Raw genomic sequence first — 16,316 nt, forward strand, 5'->3', positions numbered from 1 at the left:
GACGTCGAAATGAGGGTTTTTCTATGATCTGAAAAGATGCTGTCTTAGGACATCCTCTCTTCTTTTTTTAGGTTACAAATAGTTCAATGGGTTGACACTATTCGCTGCAGAATAACTGCTGTATTTATAACTGTTTTTATGAATCTCAAAGTGTAAATGATTTCCGAACGAGTTTCCTGTATTCCCAACTGTTCCAATCTTCATACCTTTAGAGACTGTCTGACCACTTTTTACCGAAAGACTATTCATATGAGCATAAACGGTTACGTATTTTTGATTCTTTAGACTATGTGAAATCATAACGTGTTTACCATATGCACCGCTGTTTTTAGAGGTAGTGACTTTTCCACTCGCAGAAGCATAGACAGGTGTGCCTTTTGTTGCAGCTAGATCAACGCCATTATGGAATGTATAACCGTAAGCGCCATTAGATTTTCCGTATCCTTGGGTCAGCCTCCCTTTAGTAGGAGAAGCAAAAAGAGACTCATTATACGTCATTTTTTTTGCAACGTGGCTCTTATATTTTTTTAGGTAAGAACTATAGATATACCGTGTGTTCCCTTTGTAAAGTACTTTTGTCCAAGCTCCTTTTTTTCCTAAATAAGAAAAAGTCTGACCAGTGTTAGTCACGCCGACTATATTGTAATTGAGAGAAGGACCAGTCCGAACACGGAGATTGTCTGTCTTTACTTTTACTTTATATGCACTACTTGCTTCAACTTTTGGGCTATGCATTGAAAAAGTTGTTGTGAGTAAGACGCTAGAAGCGATAAGTATTACCTTGTTTTTCATTAGTTGTACTCCTTTAAAGATAAAGATACGGTGACAAACGATTTGTTAAAAGGAGTATAGCATCACTATATTACAAAAAAGTGTATCAAATTCATTTCAAAAATTGATACGAGATTTAATCAAAAAATGCATAGTTTTTTCACAAACAGATTTTATGTTTAAAATTAAACACATTTCTTTTTTATACATCTTAAAAAAAGATTTATTTTTTAGAGTTCGGGAGGAATTTGATGGAGTTATCTTTTTTGTTAGCTTTTGGAGCAGGGTTTTTATCTTTTATCTCGCCATGTTGCCTAGCTTTGTATCCTGTTTTTCTATCTTACATTACAGGAATTTCAGTTACAGAGTTAAAAGAAAATAAAAAGTGGAACTGGAATGGTGTTCCCCATACATTCGTTTTCTTACTTGGATTTTCGAGCGTATTTTTAGTGATGGGTTTTTCAACGTCATATTTGGCTGATTTTTTTATAGTGTATAAAGATGTTCTACGGATGAGCGGTGCACTTATTTTATTCATATTCGGTGTTATTTTAACTGGTCTGTGGACCCCAATATTTTTACTTAAAGAGCGAAGAATGAACTTAGGAAAAAGAAAGCGTGGTTATATCGGAACGTTTATTGTCGGAGTCGGATCGGCTGCTGGATGGACTCCTTGTACAGGACCAATCCTCGCTGGAGTTATTGCTTTGATCGCCACGAATCCTAGTAATGGATTTTTATATATGCTCTTTTATGTACTAGGTTTTTCTATTCCATTTTTCTTGATGTCGTTTTTGGTCGGGAAATCCAGATACTTAATGAATTATTCTTCAAAGGTTATGAAAATAGGTGGCTGGTTTATGATTTTATTAGGTATCATATTGTATTTCGATGGTCTGACGAAACTAACTACAATATTGATTGATTTTACAGGGTTTAGAGGGTTCTGACGCTCTATTTTCTATTTCGAAAGGAGATGCATCGTAAATGTCTCGTGAAAATGTCCTGATAATGGGAGTAGAGGAAAACTGGAAAGTGATGGAGAACATAAAACAACTTAAACCTGTAAGTATAGATATTCATATTTCTTCAAAAGAAGGATGGGTTCGAAAGCTATTTCCTGATTTTAAATATTTTGATTCATTTTCAAAAAAAGAATCAGAAGAAGGGTATATTAGTAATCTGATTGAATATTGTACTTCTCAAGAAATAGGCTGGATTATCCCTTTAAGCGAACAAGAAGCATCTACGTTATCAAAACATAAGTTGAAAATGAGAAAAAATAACGTAGCGTTTATAACATCCTTTGACTGGGATAAAACAGTACTTCATGATTCATTTTCGGTTCAAGGTAATACTTTCACTTATTCTTTTGAACAGATAAAGAATGCGCCTGAAGGTGTAAAGGTGGGGAAAATTGATGCATATGTCGATTATCGATCTAGTGAAGTGATTTGCTGTTTTATGAGAGAAGAGTATGAACGGTACCAAGATACTGTTCTTTCATACGAGGTGTTTGCCAACTCGATTTTAGAGGAGTGCGTAGCAATAATTGCTCAAAGGCTTAATATAAAGGGTTCTTTTTCTTTCGATTATCAACATGATTCGGAGGGAATGTATACGATTACAAAAATAGAATGTTTCATGACGCATTCTACTCGTGAGGCTATTTTTAGTGATTATGATTTCGCTAATTATTTGTGGAGCAATATTCAAGGAATTGTCCTTTTAAAAGAATCAAATGATAAAAGCTCTTTTGTGTATCGCCTAAATGAAGAATACTTTCTTTTCTAAATCTCAACAGTTTGTTTTTATATGTAATCATCTTAAATGAGAAAGGTACTTTATGAATAAACTTTCATTTAAAATAACGTTATTTTATTTTTTCGGGATTCTCATGATTTTCATTCTCTCATCTGCTATTGTATACAACATTCTTGAGCATCAACAAGTAGAAAGTGAACTGGAGAGCCTTCAAGAGAGAGGCAATAGTCATCGAGATGTTCTTTCCACTAACTTCGACAAGCAAACAGTTGAACACGTTGTTTTAATGGAGGAAAAGGCGATGACTGATGTGATTATCTTAGACAAAAATAATCAAGTCGTCGATTCATCTAACGACGCTGAACAATTTTTGAACCCGGATTGGATTCAAAAAAAGGATGGAATCGTAGAAGGTAATTGGAGAGAGGGCAAATTTTTAGTGACGGTGAGTAATATTGAAGATGGCGGTCAAATAATCATGTTAGAGCCGACGAAGTATATACAGCATTTGATGGGGGAATTGAAACAACAAGTAGTGTTCTCTCTATTCTTGTTAGTACTTTTTCTATTAGTAAGTGTTTATTTTTTGAGTTATATCATTATAAAGCCACTTTTATCAATGAAAGAGGCAACGGTAAAGTTAAGTAAAGGCGAGGTGCTGAAAATCAGAGAAGCTGAGAGAAGCGACGAAGTAGGAGATTTAGCACGAGCGATCACTAAGTTATCTGTTGATTTACGTCACATTCAAAATACAAGAAAGCAATTTCTGACTTCAATCACACATGAATTGCGTACGCCGATTACCTACATTAAGGGATATGCAGGACTCCTCAAAAAAGACGAATCGAGATTTGGAGATATTATCTATGAGGAATCCGAAAGACTTCAAGAACTGATTGAGGATTTGTTTGAACTTGCTAGATTGGAAGAGCCACATTTTCAAATAGATCCTCAGATCACAGAGATGAATGATTTCTTAAAAAAAATCAGTGAAAGAATAATTTTTAAATTTGAGGAGAAACAAGTGAAATTAATTCTTCAAATTAATAAAACTCCCATCTACAAAGAGATAGACCAAGCTAGATTTGATCAGGTTCTCTTAAATTTACTGGATAACGCGCTAAAATATACACATGCGAACAAACGCGTATTTTTAAAAATTGATGAAAACTTTATTGAAGTTACGGATGAAGGTGGTGGTGTGGATGAGCAATCACTCCCGTATCTTTTTGATCGTTTTTATCGAGTAGATTCTTCACGAAATCGTGAAACAGGAGGTACTGGGCTCGGTTTGGCTATCACGAAAGAAATAGTTGAAGCGCACAAAGGGACCATCGTAGCTATTAATGTAGAAAACGGGCTGAAAGTTGTCATTGACTTGAGGGGGATTCCAGGATGAGAACCATTGCTTTGGTAGATGATGAGAATCGAATGTTAGAACTGATTGAACTCTATCTGCAAGATAGTTATACCTGTATTAAGCTGAACAGCGGAAGAGAGATATTGAACTTGATTGATGTAGATGAGCCTGACTTAATCATATTGGATGTGATGATGCCTTTAATGGATGGTTTTGAGACCTGTCAAAGGATAAGGGAAGTTTCGAATGTACCAATCATTTTATTGACAGCACTCGACGGAAAAGAAGAAATCGTAAAAGGATTACAACTGGGAGCAGATGATTACATTGTGAAACCGTTCGACGAGGCGGAATTGAAGGCAAGAATTCAATCGATTTTCAGACGAACTACAGTTTCTTCAGGATCAAAAATCGAATCGTCGGGTCTAATCTTAAATGAAGACGCCCATGAGCTGTATTATGATAATCATTTAGTCAAAGTCACGCCAAAGGAATTTTCATTACTTGCTAAGTTATTAAAAAATCCAGAACGTGTCTATTCAAGAGAGGAACTGCTCTCAAGTTTATGGTTAGCAAATGAGTGGACAGATGAACGAACGGTCGACTCTCATGTAAGAAACTTAAGAGAAAAACTTAGGAAACTCGAGTTTCCTATTGAAGAACACTTTCGCACAGTATGGGGAATTGGTTACAAGTGGGTTCCTTAAATAAGGAGAAATAAGACAAGAGAGGAACGGTTAAAAAACCGTTCCTCTCTTGTTTATCGTTTATTCTGCAGATAGTTCGTCTTCAGTCACCCATTTATGATTTTTCACTTCTTCACCTGTAGTCGATTCGAAATCAATCATATACACTGTTGTTTGCTTAGCTGAGTCGATAGTGGCCGTAGCATCCTTCATTCCTTCCATATGATCCGCGTCTACTTTTACTTCAGCGCCTACTTCATAAGGAGATGACTTGGCATCTACAATCTCTTCTTGAATAATCCATTTATGATTCGTGACGCGTTTCCCGCCATTTGTAGGGTCATAAGAAATGCTATAAGCAGTCGTATCATAAGCTCCTACAATTTTAGCCTCGGCCCCTTTCATGCCTTCCATATGTGCTTCTTTGATCATCGCCATGTCGCCAACTTTAAATTTAGGGTTTTTAGCCTCTTGGAGCCCTTTCGGAACCTCTTTCGATCCAGACATGTCCATCGTCGAATGATCCATACCATCCATATTTTTATCCATGCTTCCTGTTGATTTAGAATCATCCCCATTGCTTCCGCACGCAGCGAGTGCTAAAGAAAGCGAAGCAGCCATAGTTGTCATAAAAATCTTTTTCTTTAATTTCATAAAAATTACCTCCAAGTGTTTTTTTATGCTTTCCATAGACTTTATCACATAAATTTGCAGAAACATTGCAGAGAGCAGAAAAGTAACACATTGAAAAAAATATAAAATTCATGGGTGGAAAGACATATTTTTTTCACAATCATTCTTTAAGTTAAAGATAATAATTAATTGAAGGGAATGATCCATGTGAAGAAAAGATGGTTAATCGCAACTATCGGTATCTTTACTCTCATGATTATAGTGGGCGGTTCGTATTTACTTTTTACCCGAGGTACTATGCCAAATAACAAACAGCATATGGAATCTATGATGAATGGAGGGAACACTACTACGAATCAGACTATGATGGAAGGTATGGGACATGGTGCGAGTGTCGATTTACAATCAACTGAAGAAAAAGAGCGACGATTGAACATCCCTAAGATGCTAAAATCCGATCGTGAAACCAAGAATTCCATTCAATACACGATTGTCGCTAAACAAGGGGAGACACAGTTCTTCCGAGATAGTAAAAAAACTGAAACTCTAGGATATAACGGAAATTATTTAGGTCCTGTAGTGGAATTGAAAAAAGGAAAAATGATAACAATCCGTACGGTGAATCGCTTATCAGAAGCGACTACATTCCATTGGCACGGTCTTGTTGTACCATCATCCGTAGATGGCGGACCACATCAAGTCGTGAAAGCTGGTGAAACGAAGGTAGTAAAGTTTAAAGTGAAGCAAGATGAATCGACATTGTGGTTTCATCCACATCCAACGGGGAAAACTGCTGAACAAGTATACAAGGGGTTAGCAGGATTGTTGTACGTAAAAGATGAAAAAACTAAAGAGACGATGCTACCTCAAAAATATGGTGAAAATGATATTCCATTAATTCTTCAAGATCGAAAAGTTAAAAACAGGAATGTCCTTGGATATGCTGATGTAGAAAAAACAGATGGGGCTTTAGGCGATACCCTCCTCGTAAACGGTACGATTAATCCATATTTCAACGTAAAATATTCGCAACTTAGAGTCAGATTGATAAATGGCTCCAATGCACGTAACTACGTAGTGAAGCTATCTGACGGTTCATCCTTTAAAAAAATTGCTGATGATGGTGGTTACATCTCAAAACCGAAAAACGTAAAGAAAATTGAATTAAGTCCAGGCGAACGTTTAGAGGTATTGGTAGACTTTTCAAAAAGAAAAATTGGTGAGACTGTTTCATTTGAGACGAATGGAGTAAGGGTCGTTAACTTCAAGCTGAAGGATAAACAAGGGACGAACCTAAGTGCATTGGCGCCGAAAAGTGGATATGAAAAGCCGCTAAAGACCTTGTCTACAGTGAATCAAAAGTTAACTCTTTTCGGGATGGGCAAAAATGTTGAAATCAATGGGAAAAAGTTTGATGAGAAGAGAATCGATATTAAAGCGAAACAAGGAGAAACCGAAATTTGGGAGGTCTATAATAAAAAAGACATGATGGGTGGAATGACTCATCCCTTCCACATTCATGGAGTCCAATTCAAAGTATTAGAGCGAAACGGACAGAAACTGGATAATCAAGAAGCAGGTCTAAAAGACACTATCGCTATAAAACCAGATAAACGAGTTAAGATTTAGATGACTTTCAAGGAAAAAGGGGTATTCATGTACCATTGCCATATCCTTGAACATGAAGAGAACGGAATGATGGGTCAGTTGAAAGTGGACTAAAAAATAGGTGAATGTTTTCATCTTTTTTTCACAAACTAAGGAAATAGGCTTTGTGTAAGTCAAAAAAGACGGAAAATGGAGGTATTTTAGAATGAATACTGGACAACAAGAAATCTTAGGTGCCCTACACAACTGTATAGTGACTTGTAATGAATGCTTTGATGCGTGTTTGAGTGAACATCATGTTTCTTCGATGGCAGAGTGTATACGTCTAGACAGAGATTGTTCTGAAATTTGTAGTCTTTTAGTACAAGCTATTTCTCGAAACAGCAGCAATATTGATGTTCTTGCAAGAAGCTGTGTTGAAATTTGTGAAAGATGTGCCGACGAATGTTCGAAACATGATCATGATCATTGTAAAAAGTGCGCTGAGGCCTGTAATGAATGTGCAAAAGTCTGTCGTAAATTAATTGCTTAAAGCGAAGTGTTAAAAATGAAGGAGCATCTATGTCGCCATGCCGAAAAAGGTATGAGCTAAAAAGCTGATGCTCTTTCATTTATAAGCACTAAGATACTTAGTTATGAAAAAGTTCATAACCCTTATAGACCAGTAGTATGGTGAGAGAAAATAAGGATACATAGAGGATAACGATCAAACTCTTCATAAACACTTTCATGAAAATCAACTCCATTCTATAGGTTGAATTGATTATATAGAAAGTTCGTGAAATTTATGAGGAAATAGACTAACAATCATTTATTATTAAAAAAATTTAATGTAAGAGGTGGTGACTAGGATGGATAAAATATTAATTGTTGATGATGAAATAAGAATGAGGCAATTATTAAGACTCTATCTAGAACCAATAGGATATGAATGTAGTATGGCGAATGATGGGATCGAAGCTTTAGAGAAAGTGAAAAAAGAAACCTTCGATTTGATTTTATTGGATGTAATGATGCCAATGTACGATGGATTCGAAGTATGTAAGAAAATAACGGATTCTCACCCGGAAGTCCCTATCATCATGATAACGGCTCTAAATGATGCTGAATCCATCGTCAAAGGACTAGATGCTGGAGCTACAGATTATGTCACAAAGCCGTTTAACGGGGACGTACTTTTAGCAAGAGTTCGGTCTGTCATGAGAAGGAAAGCAAAAGAACCCGTTATCTACCACGGACTTACGTTCGATGAGAGCAACAATTTAATTTTACTAGATGGCAAGTCGATTGACTTTACACCAAAAGCACATGCATTACTGCGACTATTCCTTCAACATCCTGGAAGGCTGTTCAACAGACTAGAGCTTTATGAATTCGTTTGGTCTTATACGTCAGAATCGGATCCGAGGACAGTTGATTCTCATATTAAGATGATTAGAGAAAAGTTAAGAGAGTTAGATTACCCGATCGATAGGCATCTGAAAACAATTTGGGGGAGAGGATATCGTTGGAGTGAGGATGAAACGAAATGACACTCTTGCTATAGGAGCAAAAGTGTCATCATAAAAATCATAAGGGAGTCGGTGTCGGCTTCGAGTATCCATCTTTATATGAAGAATCGATTGCAGAACGAATATCTTTAACCGATTCTCCGTCCCGTTGCTTCAAAATAGACTTTACAGCAATCTCGAGACAGGTGCTGCATGTCGTTCCGTGACTTGTCCATTTCACCGATCCATTCGTCGCGTTTTCTTCTATAAAGCAATCATAATTATTTTTATGATTGACTGTTTCACCGCAACCGCAATAGCAAGGTATTTTCTCTAGTAGTTTACGATTTTTCCCTACAGCTTGATAAACATTTCGTACATCTTCAGGTTGAGTTTTTAAAAACGTAGGAAGTATCAACGATGATGATGTTTCTTCAATCTTGTCACCGCTCATATGTTTCGCATGATCTACCTCCTTTGAATGATTAGGAGTAGAAGACTTCATCGGGGATTGAGCACAGCCGACCGCAATCAGGGATAGGCTAATAAGACTTACGCTTTTTAAGAATATGTTAAGGTTCACGATTGGATTCTCCTTAGAGATAATTTTGTAGGTGCATAAAACAAAGCTTTTTAATTGCGTTTTTTGTATTAGCTCATTTGTCTGTTCACGATAGTACCTATTCGTTCATTTGACCATAGTCTTCATTAGTTCAGTTAATTCATGAATTGTCATCAATCATTTGATGTCTACCTCGAACTTGTCCTTTAATTCTTTTTAAAGTTTCAGTACTTGTGATTTTGGCGCTAAATAGTCCTATTCAAACAAATGGTCTCATTTTTTAAAATATATCCTATACTTGTATGATAATTTTTATTTTTTAGTGTGTCAAAATACATTTTATATTTATATATATAAGTTTAACTGGAAGTAAAAACGAGATGTAGCTCTATATAGTCATGATCTCTCTATATACACCATACAGGTATATAGTACGTAAAAGGAGGTTTTCTTATGAATCACCATATCCATCACGAACATACTCATCATGAAGACCAACAAATGAGTGCTTCACATCATGAACATGAAGGAATGATCGGAGACTTCAAGAAAAGATTTCTCGTATCGTTAATGTTGACCATTCCAATCCTGCTACTTTCCAAAATGATTCAAGAATGGTCGGGTATCAACATTAGCTTTCCATATGACGACGTTGTTTTGCTTTTGCTATCCACAATTGTCTACTTCTACGGTGGATGGCCGTTCTTAAAAGGTAGCTTAGACGAAATGAAACAAAAAAATCCGGGGATGATGATGTTGATCGCTTTAGCGATTAGTGTTGCATACTTTTATAGTGTGGGCATCATCTTAGGTCTAGGAGAGGGACATGACTTTTTCTGGGAGTTAGCAACGCTCATAGATATTATGCTTTTAGGACATTGGATTGAAATGAAGTCAATCATGGGCGCGTCTAACGCGCTACAAGAATTAGTCAAATTGTTACCCAGTATTGCGCATCGAATTGATGATGAAAAAATAGAAGATATTGCGGTGTCGGAATTACAGACTGGTGACGTGATTCTGATCAAACCTGGGGAGCAAGTTCCAGTTGACGGTAAGATAATAAAAGGAGCAACAACAGTTGATGAATCGATGCTGACAGGTGAATCTCTTCCCATCGAAAAGAAAATGGACGACAACGTAATTGCTGGCTCCATTAATCAAGAAGGAAGCTTGACTGTTGAAACGAAAAATACAGGTGAAGGCACGTATTTATCGAAAGTGATCGAATTAGTCAGCGAAGCGCAGGCATCTAAATCTAAAACACAAAATTTAGCGAATCGTGCAGCAAAAATTCTCTTCTATGTCGCTGTTTTTGCCGGTGTGTTGACATTTATCATTTGGCTTGCATTAGGATATCCGCTCAGCATTGCTATCGAACGTATGGTGACTGTCATGGTTATTTCGTGTCCCCATGCACTAGGACTTGCAGCGCCATTGGTCGTCTCTGTCTCGACGGCGCTGTCTGCTAAGAAAGGTTTATTGATTCGAAATCGGACGCAGTTTGAAGAGGCACGGAAATTAGACGCCATTATTTTTGATAAGACAGGTACTTTGACGCAAGGTAATTTTGGTGTGACGGATTTGATGCCGGTTGATGAAATTTCCTCAAACGAACTACTTCGTCTAGCAGCGGGAGTCGAACGTTCATCACAACATCCTCTTGCTAAAGGTGTAGTAAAAAGAGCAGAAGAACTACAACTATCACTTCCGTCGATTGAAGATTTTATGTCTATTACAGGAGTCGGATTGGAAGGGAAAGTAGAGGGTACGTTAATTCGTGTAGTGAGTCCTCGATATATTCGTCAAGAAAAAATAACGGTTGATGAGCTCGCTTTTGAAAAATTATCTGAAGAAGGAAAGACTGTCATATTTGTATTGAAAAACAAGCAATTACTAGGAATGATTGCACTTGCTGATTTAGTAAGAGAAGAAGCGAAAGAGACTGTGACTGCTCTTAAAAATAAAGGCATAAATTCAATCATGCTCACTGGTGACAATAAAAAGGTTGCACATTGGGTTGCCAAACAGTTGGGTATTGACGAAGTTCATGCAGAAGTTTTACCTGATGATAAATCAAGACAAGTAAAGAACATTCAATTGGAAGGTAGGAAAGTAGCCATGGTGGGTGATGGCATTAATGATGCACCCGCACTGGCACAAGCTGACGTAGGGATTGCGATTGGTAGTGGAACCGACGTGGCAGTCGAAACCGCTGATATCGTACTGGTCAGAAGTAATCCGAAAGATGTTCTCTCTATCCTTGAACTTTCCCGAAGCACTTATAACAAAATGATTCAAAACCTATGGTGGGCAGCTGGTTATAATATTATAACAATACCACTAGCAGCCGGCGTTCTAGCTCCCTATGGTGTGATCTTATCCCCAGCCATTGGGGCAGTACTAATGAGTCTTAGCACCGTCATTGTTGCTGTAAATGCTAGAACGTTAAAAATATGAAATCATTTGAAGTGATTTCAGAACTTATTAGTAGCCAAGCACTGAATTTAATCGCGTGTAAAAAGTCTATGAGTATTCGAAGACTTTTTACACGCGATTTTAATTTTATTAGAATATATGATGATGATTTATATAAAGAACAAATTTTTATTGCAATCATTATATAAAACGGTCGATTTAAAAACAGTTTAATCAAGTGATGATTTAATATGTAACAAAAGATTGCAATGCTAAGAAACGCATTGTTATGAAAATAAATAATCTAAAAAGAGAAAAGGGTTAAGACCTTCTCTCTTTCTAAAAATATAGTTTTAAAAGCACTAAAAAGAATGGTAGGGTTATCAATTCAAAAATCTTTAAGATTTATAACTGAAGTTGGGATTCAGGAATTATAACAAACTTTATTTGAGAGGAATTAAGCCACTTTTATTTTGTTCCCTTTATTTTATTCAAAAGACAATATCAGTCGATAATCATCCGAACAATTTCTGTCAAAAGCTTCTTGGCGGAAGTGCTACGGTTTCTTTCGTGAAGGGCAACTTTATCATGTCATCGAGCTTCACGAAGTACAACTGCGAGGTTCCAGCTTCTAGGTTGGCATGAGCATCCGAAGAACAGATACAGATTTCTGTATCTTTCATCTTGATGATATAGAGTTCTCCCAGGTCTTCTATAGACACTTTATACAGCGATTTGTCTTTAACGATAAAATTAAGTAGCGTGCTTAGATAGAAAACTAAGAAAGTCGAACTGATAAAGAAAGTATAGAAAGCAATAAGAATGGCAGTTTCTTTTATGGACGAATAACTTTTATCCATCCCCCACATCTCCCATTGCACATAAATGAGAGGGACGACTATAGTACAGTAAAGAACGGCGCTTGCAATGATCAAAAATCTTCTTTTCAGAAGTTGTTCACTTGTCAAAAATACAGTTTCAAAACGCGTTTTAGCTAATAAAGACATGGCAGAAAAACCTGCTCCAGACAAAGATAACAACAAAGCGATGATGGTTGGGAACTTCATATATTTCCTCCTTATGAACTTTATAAAATGATTTACGAGATGTGAAGAGAGTAAGTTTCTTTACCATAAAAAGTATATAATGAGAATCATGTGAACTCATTGATTGAAATAGAAACCCACTGAAGGTAACCGATATCTATAAAAATGTTTTTTTATCTTTTTAGAAAACGGGGTTACCTTTATCAGTGTAAGCTTCAAAAAATATTAGAAATGGTAGGGTGACGATGGAACAAATCAAACCATTAGAAAAAACCGATCTACTACAACGCTTGGATCGGCATCTAGACTGGATTAAAAGTTGTGATACCAAGGCTTCAATCGTCATTGCTGGAGCAGGTATTTTCCTCAGCATCTTTACTGCTGAACATTCGATTAACATGCTAAATCAAATCCTAACTAAAGCTGTACAAAACATCAATTTTTCTAGTTTTTTGTATCTGACATTTTTCATTATTTCATGGGCGATTTTTATTCATGGCGCGTATAACTTGGTAAGAGTCTTAGTGCCGATGATGAAAAAAGATGTCTTGATTTACCAACAGGACACACGCTCGGATTCACTCTATTATTTTGAATCCATAGATGATAAAAAATTTCCAGAGTTCAAAGAGAAGATGGTAAGCGAGACACCTGAGGAAGAAATCGAGGATCTACTCACCCAAATTTATATCAATGCACGGATATGTTCTTCGAAATATACTTTCTATAAGAAAGGGATCAGATCCATCTTCATTGGTATTGCAGGAGTACTTGTACTGTACACCATTGGGATAATATTGTTGAAATTAGGAGGCATAGGTTAAATGAACTTCACGAATTATGATTATAAGGAAAGAAAGAAGAAAGTTGAAGAAATACTGGACAACACGGACGCTGTAAAAAAAGTCACAAAATTCCCTAGGGACGAAGATTTTACGTACAAGAATGGCTATAAAGCTTGGGCAGCGGCTATTTTTGTAGATTTAAGAGATTCTACCTCTTTGTTCAGTGGAGAAGATGAGGTCTCCATAGCAAAAGTGATTCGAGGATTTACTTCCGAAATCATTGAAATTTTAAAGAAAGATACTACCGATGAATACTTAAAAGAAATTGGTATCAGAGGTGATTGCGTATATGCTGTTTACTCAGCTCCTTTTAAAGATGATACCTTTGATATTGCTAACAGAGCATTTTATATTAATACTTATATGAAGATGCTGAACGAGTTGTTAAAAGAAAGAGGGCTTCCCTCTATCAAAGCTGGAATTGGTCTAGCTGAAGGCAATACTTTGACTGTTAAAGCAGGAAGAGAACATTCCGGGATTAATAATTTAGTTTGGATTGGAGAGTCTGTTGCGACCGCTGCTAAATTTTCTGATTTAGGTAACAAAGATGGTAATGGAGCGATTGTTATGTCGTCTACTTTCTATTTATTTTATATGGAAGAACAAAAAAAGAGAGTTTCTAATGCCGAAGACTGGTGGACCAAAGATAATGATAAAAAGTATGGTGAGTATTGGCATGGGAACGTAATTATAAAGGATTTCAATAATTGGATTCAAAGTGGAATGAAAGAATAACATATTTGTTATAGAAAAGTTTTCGAGTCATATGAAGCGGGGGAAGAAGTATCCTTTCTCTGTTTCATATGGCTCATTTGTTTTTTTTAACAAGTATGTCATTGGATAATTTGTTCAAAAATATCTTTTATATCATTGTATGATATAGGAAGAAGAAAGAAGAAGGTAGGTAATTGTATGGCAGCTAAACATCCATCAAAAGATTTTAAAACTATTAGAGAACGTATCGAAATACTTAAAAGTAGAAAGCTATTATTTTGTGACGAAGAAGCAGCTGAAAAAATTCTTCTAGAAAAAAACTACTTTGATATTGTAAACGGTTTTGAGACTCTATTATTAAATCGTGAATTGGACGATAAGGAATATCTTCCCGACTCTTATTTTGAGTATTTTCATATGCTGTATACTTTCGACAAAGATCTGAGTGCTAAAATTCTGAAATTAATCGATTCGTTTGAAAATCGACTAAAAAGCTCAGTATCATATCGTTTTTGTGAGGAGGTATTCGGAAATGATCCTGATGCGCCACCTGATAGCTATTTAAATCCTATGATGTATGAAAACCCTTATAGTATTCATCATCGAATTCGTAGCCATCCGAGCAATATTTGGTCAACAGATAGTATCCGAGACATAAACAAGGCCATTAATAAACAAATCAATGGGGAAGTTCAAACTCTTTCAGGAAAAATTAGCAGGTTGTCCAACTCGATACGATATTCAAAACAGAATAATAAGATGGTAACCTTGATCACTGAATGTGAACGGCTTCTTTTAGAAACCAATAAAGAAATCAACAGATTAAATCCTATAATAAGTAATATTCCACCTTGCAGTCATCAAACGTCTATACGTCCGTTAATTCCTTTTCCTGCTGTAAAATTGAATATAACATTCTCAAAAGTTGCTCCAACCTCACAAGCTATGAAGGAACAGATGCAAGAAGATATAGATGATTTTTTTGAAAAAATAAAAGATATCAACTTGCGAGTTTCGAAAGTGTACGCTCGATTAGCTTCCAACAATAACTCAATCATTGACAATGTATTAACCGTCGACATTTCGGGATTCATGTTTCATCATTTCTTTCAAAATAACCATTATATCAACAAAAAAACAGAATTAAATTATGTTGAATTCGCGAAAGAGAAGTACGCCTATCTTAAAACATATGATACCCCGCCCTTATGGGTGATTATAAAAACTTTAGATTTAGGGGGACTACGAAAACTTTTACCTGGTCTTAAAAGTCATGTGTTAGACCGAATCGTGACTGATATGGGATTACCATCACAAGAAAAAATATTATTCCTTAACTCAGTAAAAATTATTCAAGATCTACGTAACAGTTGTGCTCATTTCAACTTAGTTAATCGTTTTAGAACTCATCGATTAACTAATATTGATACTAATTTAAAGCAAAAATTAGGTCTAACAACTAAAAATGACATTTCTTCTGGGAATACGCATTACGAAATACGCTTATTTGATACTTTAAAAGTACTTTCTCAATTTGAAAATTGCGAAGAAATCCACTACTTATTTTTAAATTTCTTCTGTGAAACAAAACTACCTGAAGTAATCATGAATAAGTTTTTAGATAGGATGGGAAACTCTGAAGAAATAGAATGGCTAGAATTCTAATGTTGCATCTGTAAATTAGACATGGTATATTATACTCACTTAGAAAAGACGATAGCGTGACGGCGTATTAGCCCTCTGGGTTCGTAGAATAGTCCTTAAATCCCCTAGTTGATCATTAGATCAATTGGGGGGTTTTTGTTTTATATTAAATCTAGAATGAACTATAAAATAAATTTAATCAAAGTCAACAATAGTAACATAAATATCAATATGTAATTTAAAAAAATATTAAGTGTGAAAACGAACTAATTAATTATTAATATAAATTTTATTGAATTAATGTATTTTAAGTTTTTTATAAAGAGTATACGTATCCTTGAACCTGAGATGATAGACTTTTTGGTAATAGCGTTTCAGCAATCCTTTGTGTTTGGGCATGAGGAATGGGATCCACTTTTTATTGCCTCGGTCTTCATAACTCATTAAAACCACTCCTTTCCATAATGAGAACATTTGTTCTTATTATGTTCCTCGTTTCTCTTGTTTTCAATCCGCTTTTTCGACGTCTCATCAATGCCTCCGTTTCTGAGGATAAAAAAAGGCAGCGACGAGGACCTCGTCACTGCTTCAGTATGTTTTAGCTATTCGATTGAACTAGATATTTATTCTCCGACCATGCCGTCATGATCGTTATCCCGCATATATTGGTACAACCAATGCTTCTCCGTGATTGGCATCGCGAAGCCGGCATCCTTCGCTTCCTGGATCGTCACCTGACCATTGCCGTCGGTATCGACGCGCGAGACATCCTCGG

The 16,316-nt window shown here is 36.0% G+C and carries 14 protein-coding genes and 1 pseudogene; 11 read left to right on the top strand and 4 right to left on the bottom strand.

Going from position 1 to position 16,316, the window contains the following annotated elements:
• Positions 1–72: 72 nt before the first annotated feature.
• A complete protein-coding gene (locus F8N00_RS08495) occupies positions 73–792 on the bottom strand; it encodes a peptidoglycan DD-metalloendopeptidase family protein (RefSeq protein ID WP_029343438.1) in 720 nt (239 codons plus the stop codon).
• Positions 793–1,022: 230 nt separating this feature from the next.
• Between F8N00_RS08495 and F8N00_RS08500 the strand changes: the two genes are divergently transcribed.
• The 4 genes from F8N00_RS08500 to F8N00_RS08515 are packed head-to-tail and all read left to right on the top strand — an operon-like array spanning position 1,023 to position 4,602.
• Positions 1,023–1,721 carry a cytochrome c biogenesis CcdA family protein gene (locus tag F8N00_RS08500; protein WP_034786404.1) on the top strand — a complete coding sequence of 233 codons (699 nt, stop codon included), beginning with the start codon at positions 1,023–1,025 and terminating at the stop codon, positions 1,719–1,721.
• A gap of 37 nt (positions 1,722–1,758) precedes the next feature.
• Positions 1,759–2,565: a hypothetical protein gene (locus tag F8N00_RS08505; RefSeq protein ID WP_421018031.1), complete on the top strand. Its 807-nt coding sequence runs from the start codon at positions 1,759–1,761 to the stop codon at positions 2,563–2,565.
• 52 nt (positions 2,566–2,617) lie between these two features.
• Positions 2,618–3,934: a HAMP domain-containing sensor histidine kinase gene (locus tag F8N00_RS08510; protein ID WP_421018032.1), complete on the top strand. Its 1,317-nt coding sequence runs from the start codon at positions 2,618–2,620 to the stop codon at positions 3,932–3,934.
• The gene (locus F8N00_RS08515) at positions 3,931–4,602 is read left to right on the top strand and encodes a response regulator transcription factor (protein WP_029343435.1); all 672 of its coding nucleotides are present in this window, start codon (positions 3,931–3,933) and stop codon (positions 4,600–4,602) included. The genes F8N00_RS08510 and F8N00_RS08515 overlap by 4 nt, the downstream gene beginning before the upstream one ends.
• A 60-nt stretch (positions 4,603–4,662) precedes the next feature.
• On the opposite strand, the gene F8N00_RS08520 is transcribed toward F8N00_RS08515, so the two are convergent.
• On the bottom strand, positions 4,663–5,235 hold the full coding sequence (locus tag F8N00_RS08520) for a YdhK family protein (RefSeq protein WP_421018033.1): 573 nt from the start codon (positions 5,233–5,235) through the stop codon (positions 4,663–4,665).
• 423 nt (positions 5,236–5,658) lie between these two features.
• On the opposite strand from F8N00_RS08520, the pseudogene F8N00_RS08525 reads away from it, so the two are divergent.
• The 3 genes and pseudogenes from F8N00_RS08525 (at position 5,659) to F8N00_RS08535 (ending at position 8,354) form a co-directional block, all read left to right on the top strand.
• Positions 5,659–6,936, top strand: a pseudogene (locus tag F8N00_RS08525) (multicopper oxidase family protein).
• Between the two features lie 91 nt (positions 6,937–7,027).
• A complete protein-coding gene (locus F8N00_RS08530) occupies positions 7,028–7,354 on the top strand; it encodes a four-helix bundle copper-binding protein (RefSeq protein ID WP_071908772.1) in 327 nt (108 codons plus the stop codon).
• Between the two features lie 319 nt (positions 7,355–7,673).
• The gene (locus F8N00_RS08535; protein ID WP_047394277.1) at positions 7,674–8,354 is read left to right on the top strand and encodes a response regulator transcription factor; all 681 of its coding nucleotides are present in this window, start codon (positions 7,674–7,676) and stop codon (positions 8,352–8,354) included.
• Between the two features lie 37 nt (positions 8,355–8,391).
• On the opposite strand, the gene F8N00_RS08540 is transcribed toward F8N00_RS08535, so the two are convergent.
• On the bottom strand, positions 8,392–8,895 hold the full coding sequence (locus F8N00_RS08540; RefSeq protein WP_421018034.1) for a PCYCGC motif-containing (lipo)protein: 504 nt from the start codon (positions 8,893–8,895) through the stop codon (positions 8,392–8,394).
• Positions 8,896–9,327: 432 nt separating this feature from the next.
• On the opposite strand from F8N00_RS08540, the gene F8N00_RS08545 reads away from it, so the two are divergent.
• Positions 9,328–11,334 (top strand): heavy metal translocating P-type ATPase, encoded by a 2,007-nt coding sequence (locus F8N00_RS08545; RefSeq protein WP_058266060.1) that lies wholly within the window; start codon positions 9,328–9,330, stop codon positions 11,332–11,334.
• 491 nt (positions 11,335–11,825) lie between these two features.
• Here F8N00_RS08545 and F8N00_RS08550 read toward each other — a convergent pair whose 3' ends face one another.
• Positions 11,826–12,359, bottom strand: coding sequence for a hypothetical protein (locus F8N00_RS08550; RefSeq protein ID WP_421018035.1), 534 nt, complete (start codon positions 12,357–12,359; stop codon positions 11,826–11,828).
• 224 nt (positions 12,360–12,583) lie between these two features.
• On the opposite strand from F8N00_RS08550, the gene F8N00_RS08555 reads away from it, so the two are divergent.
• The 3 genes from F8N00_RS08555 (at position 12,584) to F8N00_RS08565 (ending at position 15,562) form a co-directional block, all read left to right on the top strand.
• Positions 12,584–13,162: a Pycsar system effector family protein gene (locus tag F8N00_RS08555; protein WP_421018036.1), complete on the top strand. Its 579-nt coding sequence runs from the start codon at positions 12,584–12,586 to the stop codon at positions 13,160–13,162.
• The gene (locus F8N00_RS08560; RefSeq protein WP_421018037.1) at positions 13,163–13,918 is read left to right on the top strand and encodes an adenylate cyclase; all 756 of its coding nucleotides are present in this window, start codon (positions 13,163–13,165) and stop codon (positions 13,916–13,918) included.
• Between the two features lie 177 nt (positions 13,919–14,095).
• On the top strand, positions 14,096–15,562 hold the full coding sequence (locus F8N00_RS08565) for an Abi family protein (protein WP_421018038.1): 1,467 nt from the start codon (positions 14,096–14,098) through the stop codon (positions 15,560–15,562).
• Positions 15,563–16,316 lie beyond the last annotated feature (754 nt).

Source organism: Exiguobacterium sp. A1_3_1, assembly GCF_048985645.1.
In the GTDB taxonomy this organism is placed as follows: Bacteria; Bacillota; Bacilli; order Exiguobacteriales; family Exiguobacteriaceae; genus Exiguobacterium_A; species Exiguobacterium_A indicum.

What these genes read in the sequence shown, in the direction of transcription:
- F8N00_RS08515 (WP_029343435.1), top strand. Translation starts at nt 3,931, where the DNA reads ATGAGAACCATTGCTTTGGTAGATGATGAGAATCGAATGTTAGAACTG.
- F8N00_RS08555 (WP_421018036.1), top strand. Translation starts at nt 12,584, where the DNA reads ATGGAACAAATCAAACCATTAGAAAAAACCGATCTACTACAACGCTTG.
- F8N00_RS08505 (WP_421018031.1), top strand. Translation starts at nt 1,759, where the DNA reads ATGTCTCGTGAAAATGTCCTGATAATGGGAGTAGAGGAAAACTGGAAA.
- F8N00_RS08560 (WP_421018037.1), top strand. Translation starts at nt 13,163, where the DNA reads ATGAACTTCACGAATTATGATTATAAGGAAAGAAAGAAGAAAGTTGAA.
- F8N00_RS08500 (WP_034786404.1), top strand. Translation starts at nt 1,023, where the DNA reads ATGGAGTTATCTTTTTTGTTAGCTTTTGGAGCAGGGTTTTTATCTTTT.
- F8N00_RS08550 (WP_421018035.1), bottom strand. Translation starts at nt 12,359, where the DNA reads ATGAAGTTCCCAACCATCATCGCTTTGTTGTTATCTTTGTCTGGAGCA.
- F8N00_RS08530 (WP_071908772.1), top strand. Translation starts at nt 7,028, where the DNA reads ATGAATACTGGACAACAAGAAATCTTAGGTGCCCTACACAACTGTATA.
- F8N00_RS08545 (WP_058266060.1), top strand. Translation starts at nt 9,328, where the DNA reads ATGAATCACCATATCCATCACGAACATACTCATCATGAAGACCAACAA.
- F8N00_RS08535 (WP_047394277.1), top strand. Translation starts at nt 7,674, where the DNA reads ATGGATAAAATATTAATTGTTGATGATGAAATAAGAATGAGGCAATTA.
- F8N00_RS08495 (WP_029343438.1), bottom strand. Translation starts at nt 792, where the DNA reads ATGAAAAACAAGGTAATACTTATCGCTTCTAGCGTCTTACTCACAACA.
- F8N00_RS08565 (WP_421018038.1), top strand. Translation starts at nt 14,096, where the DNA reads ATGGCAGCTAAACATCCATCAAAAGATTTTAAAACTATTAGAGAACGT.
- F8N00_RS08510 (WP_421018032.1), top strand. Translation starts at nt 2,618, where the DNA reads ATGAATAAACTTTCATTTAAAATAACGTTATTTTATTTTTTCGGGATT.
- F8N00_RS08520 (WP_421018033.1), bottom strand. Translation starts at nt 5,235, where the DNA reads ATGAAATTAAAGAAAAAGATTTTTATGACAACTATGGCTGCTTCGCTT.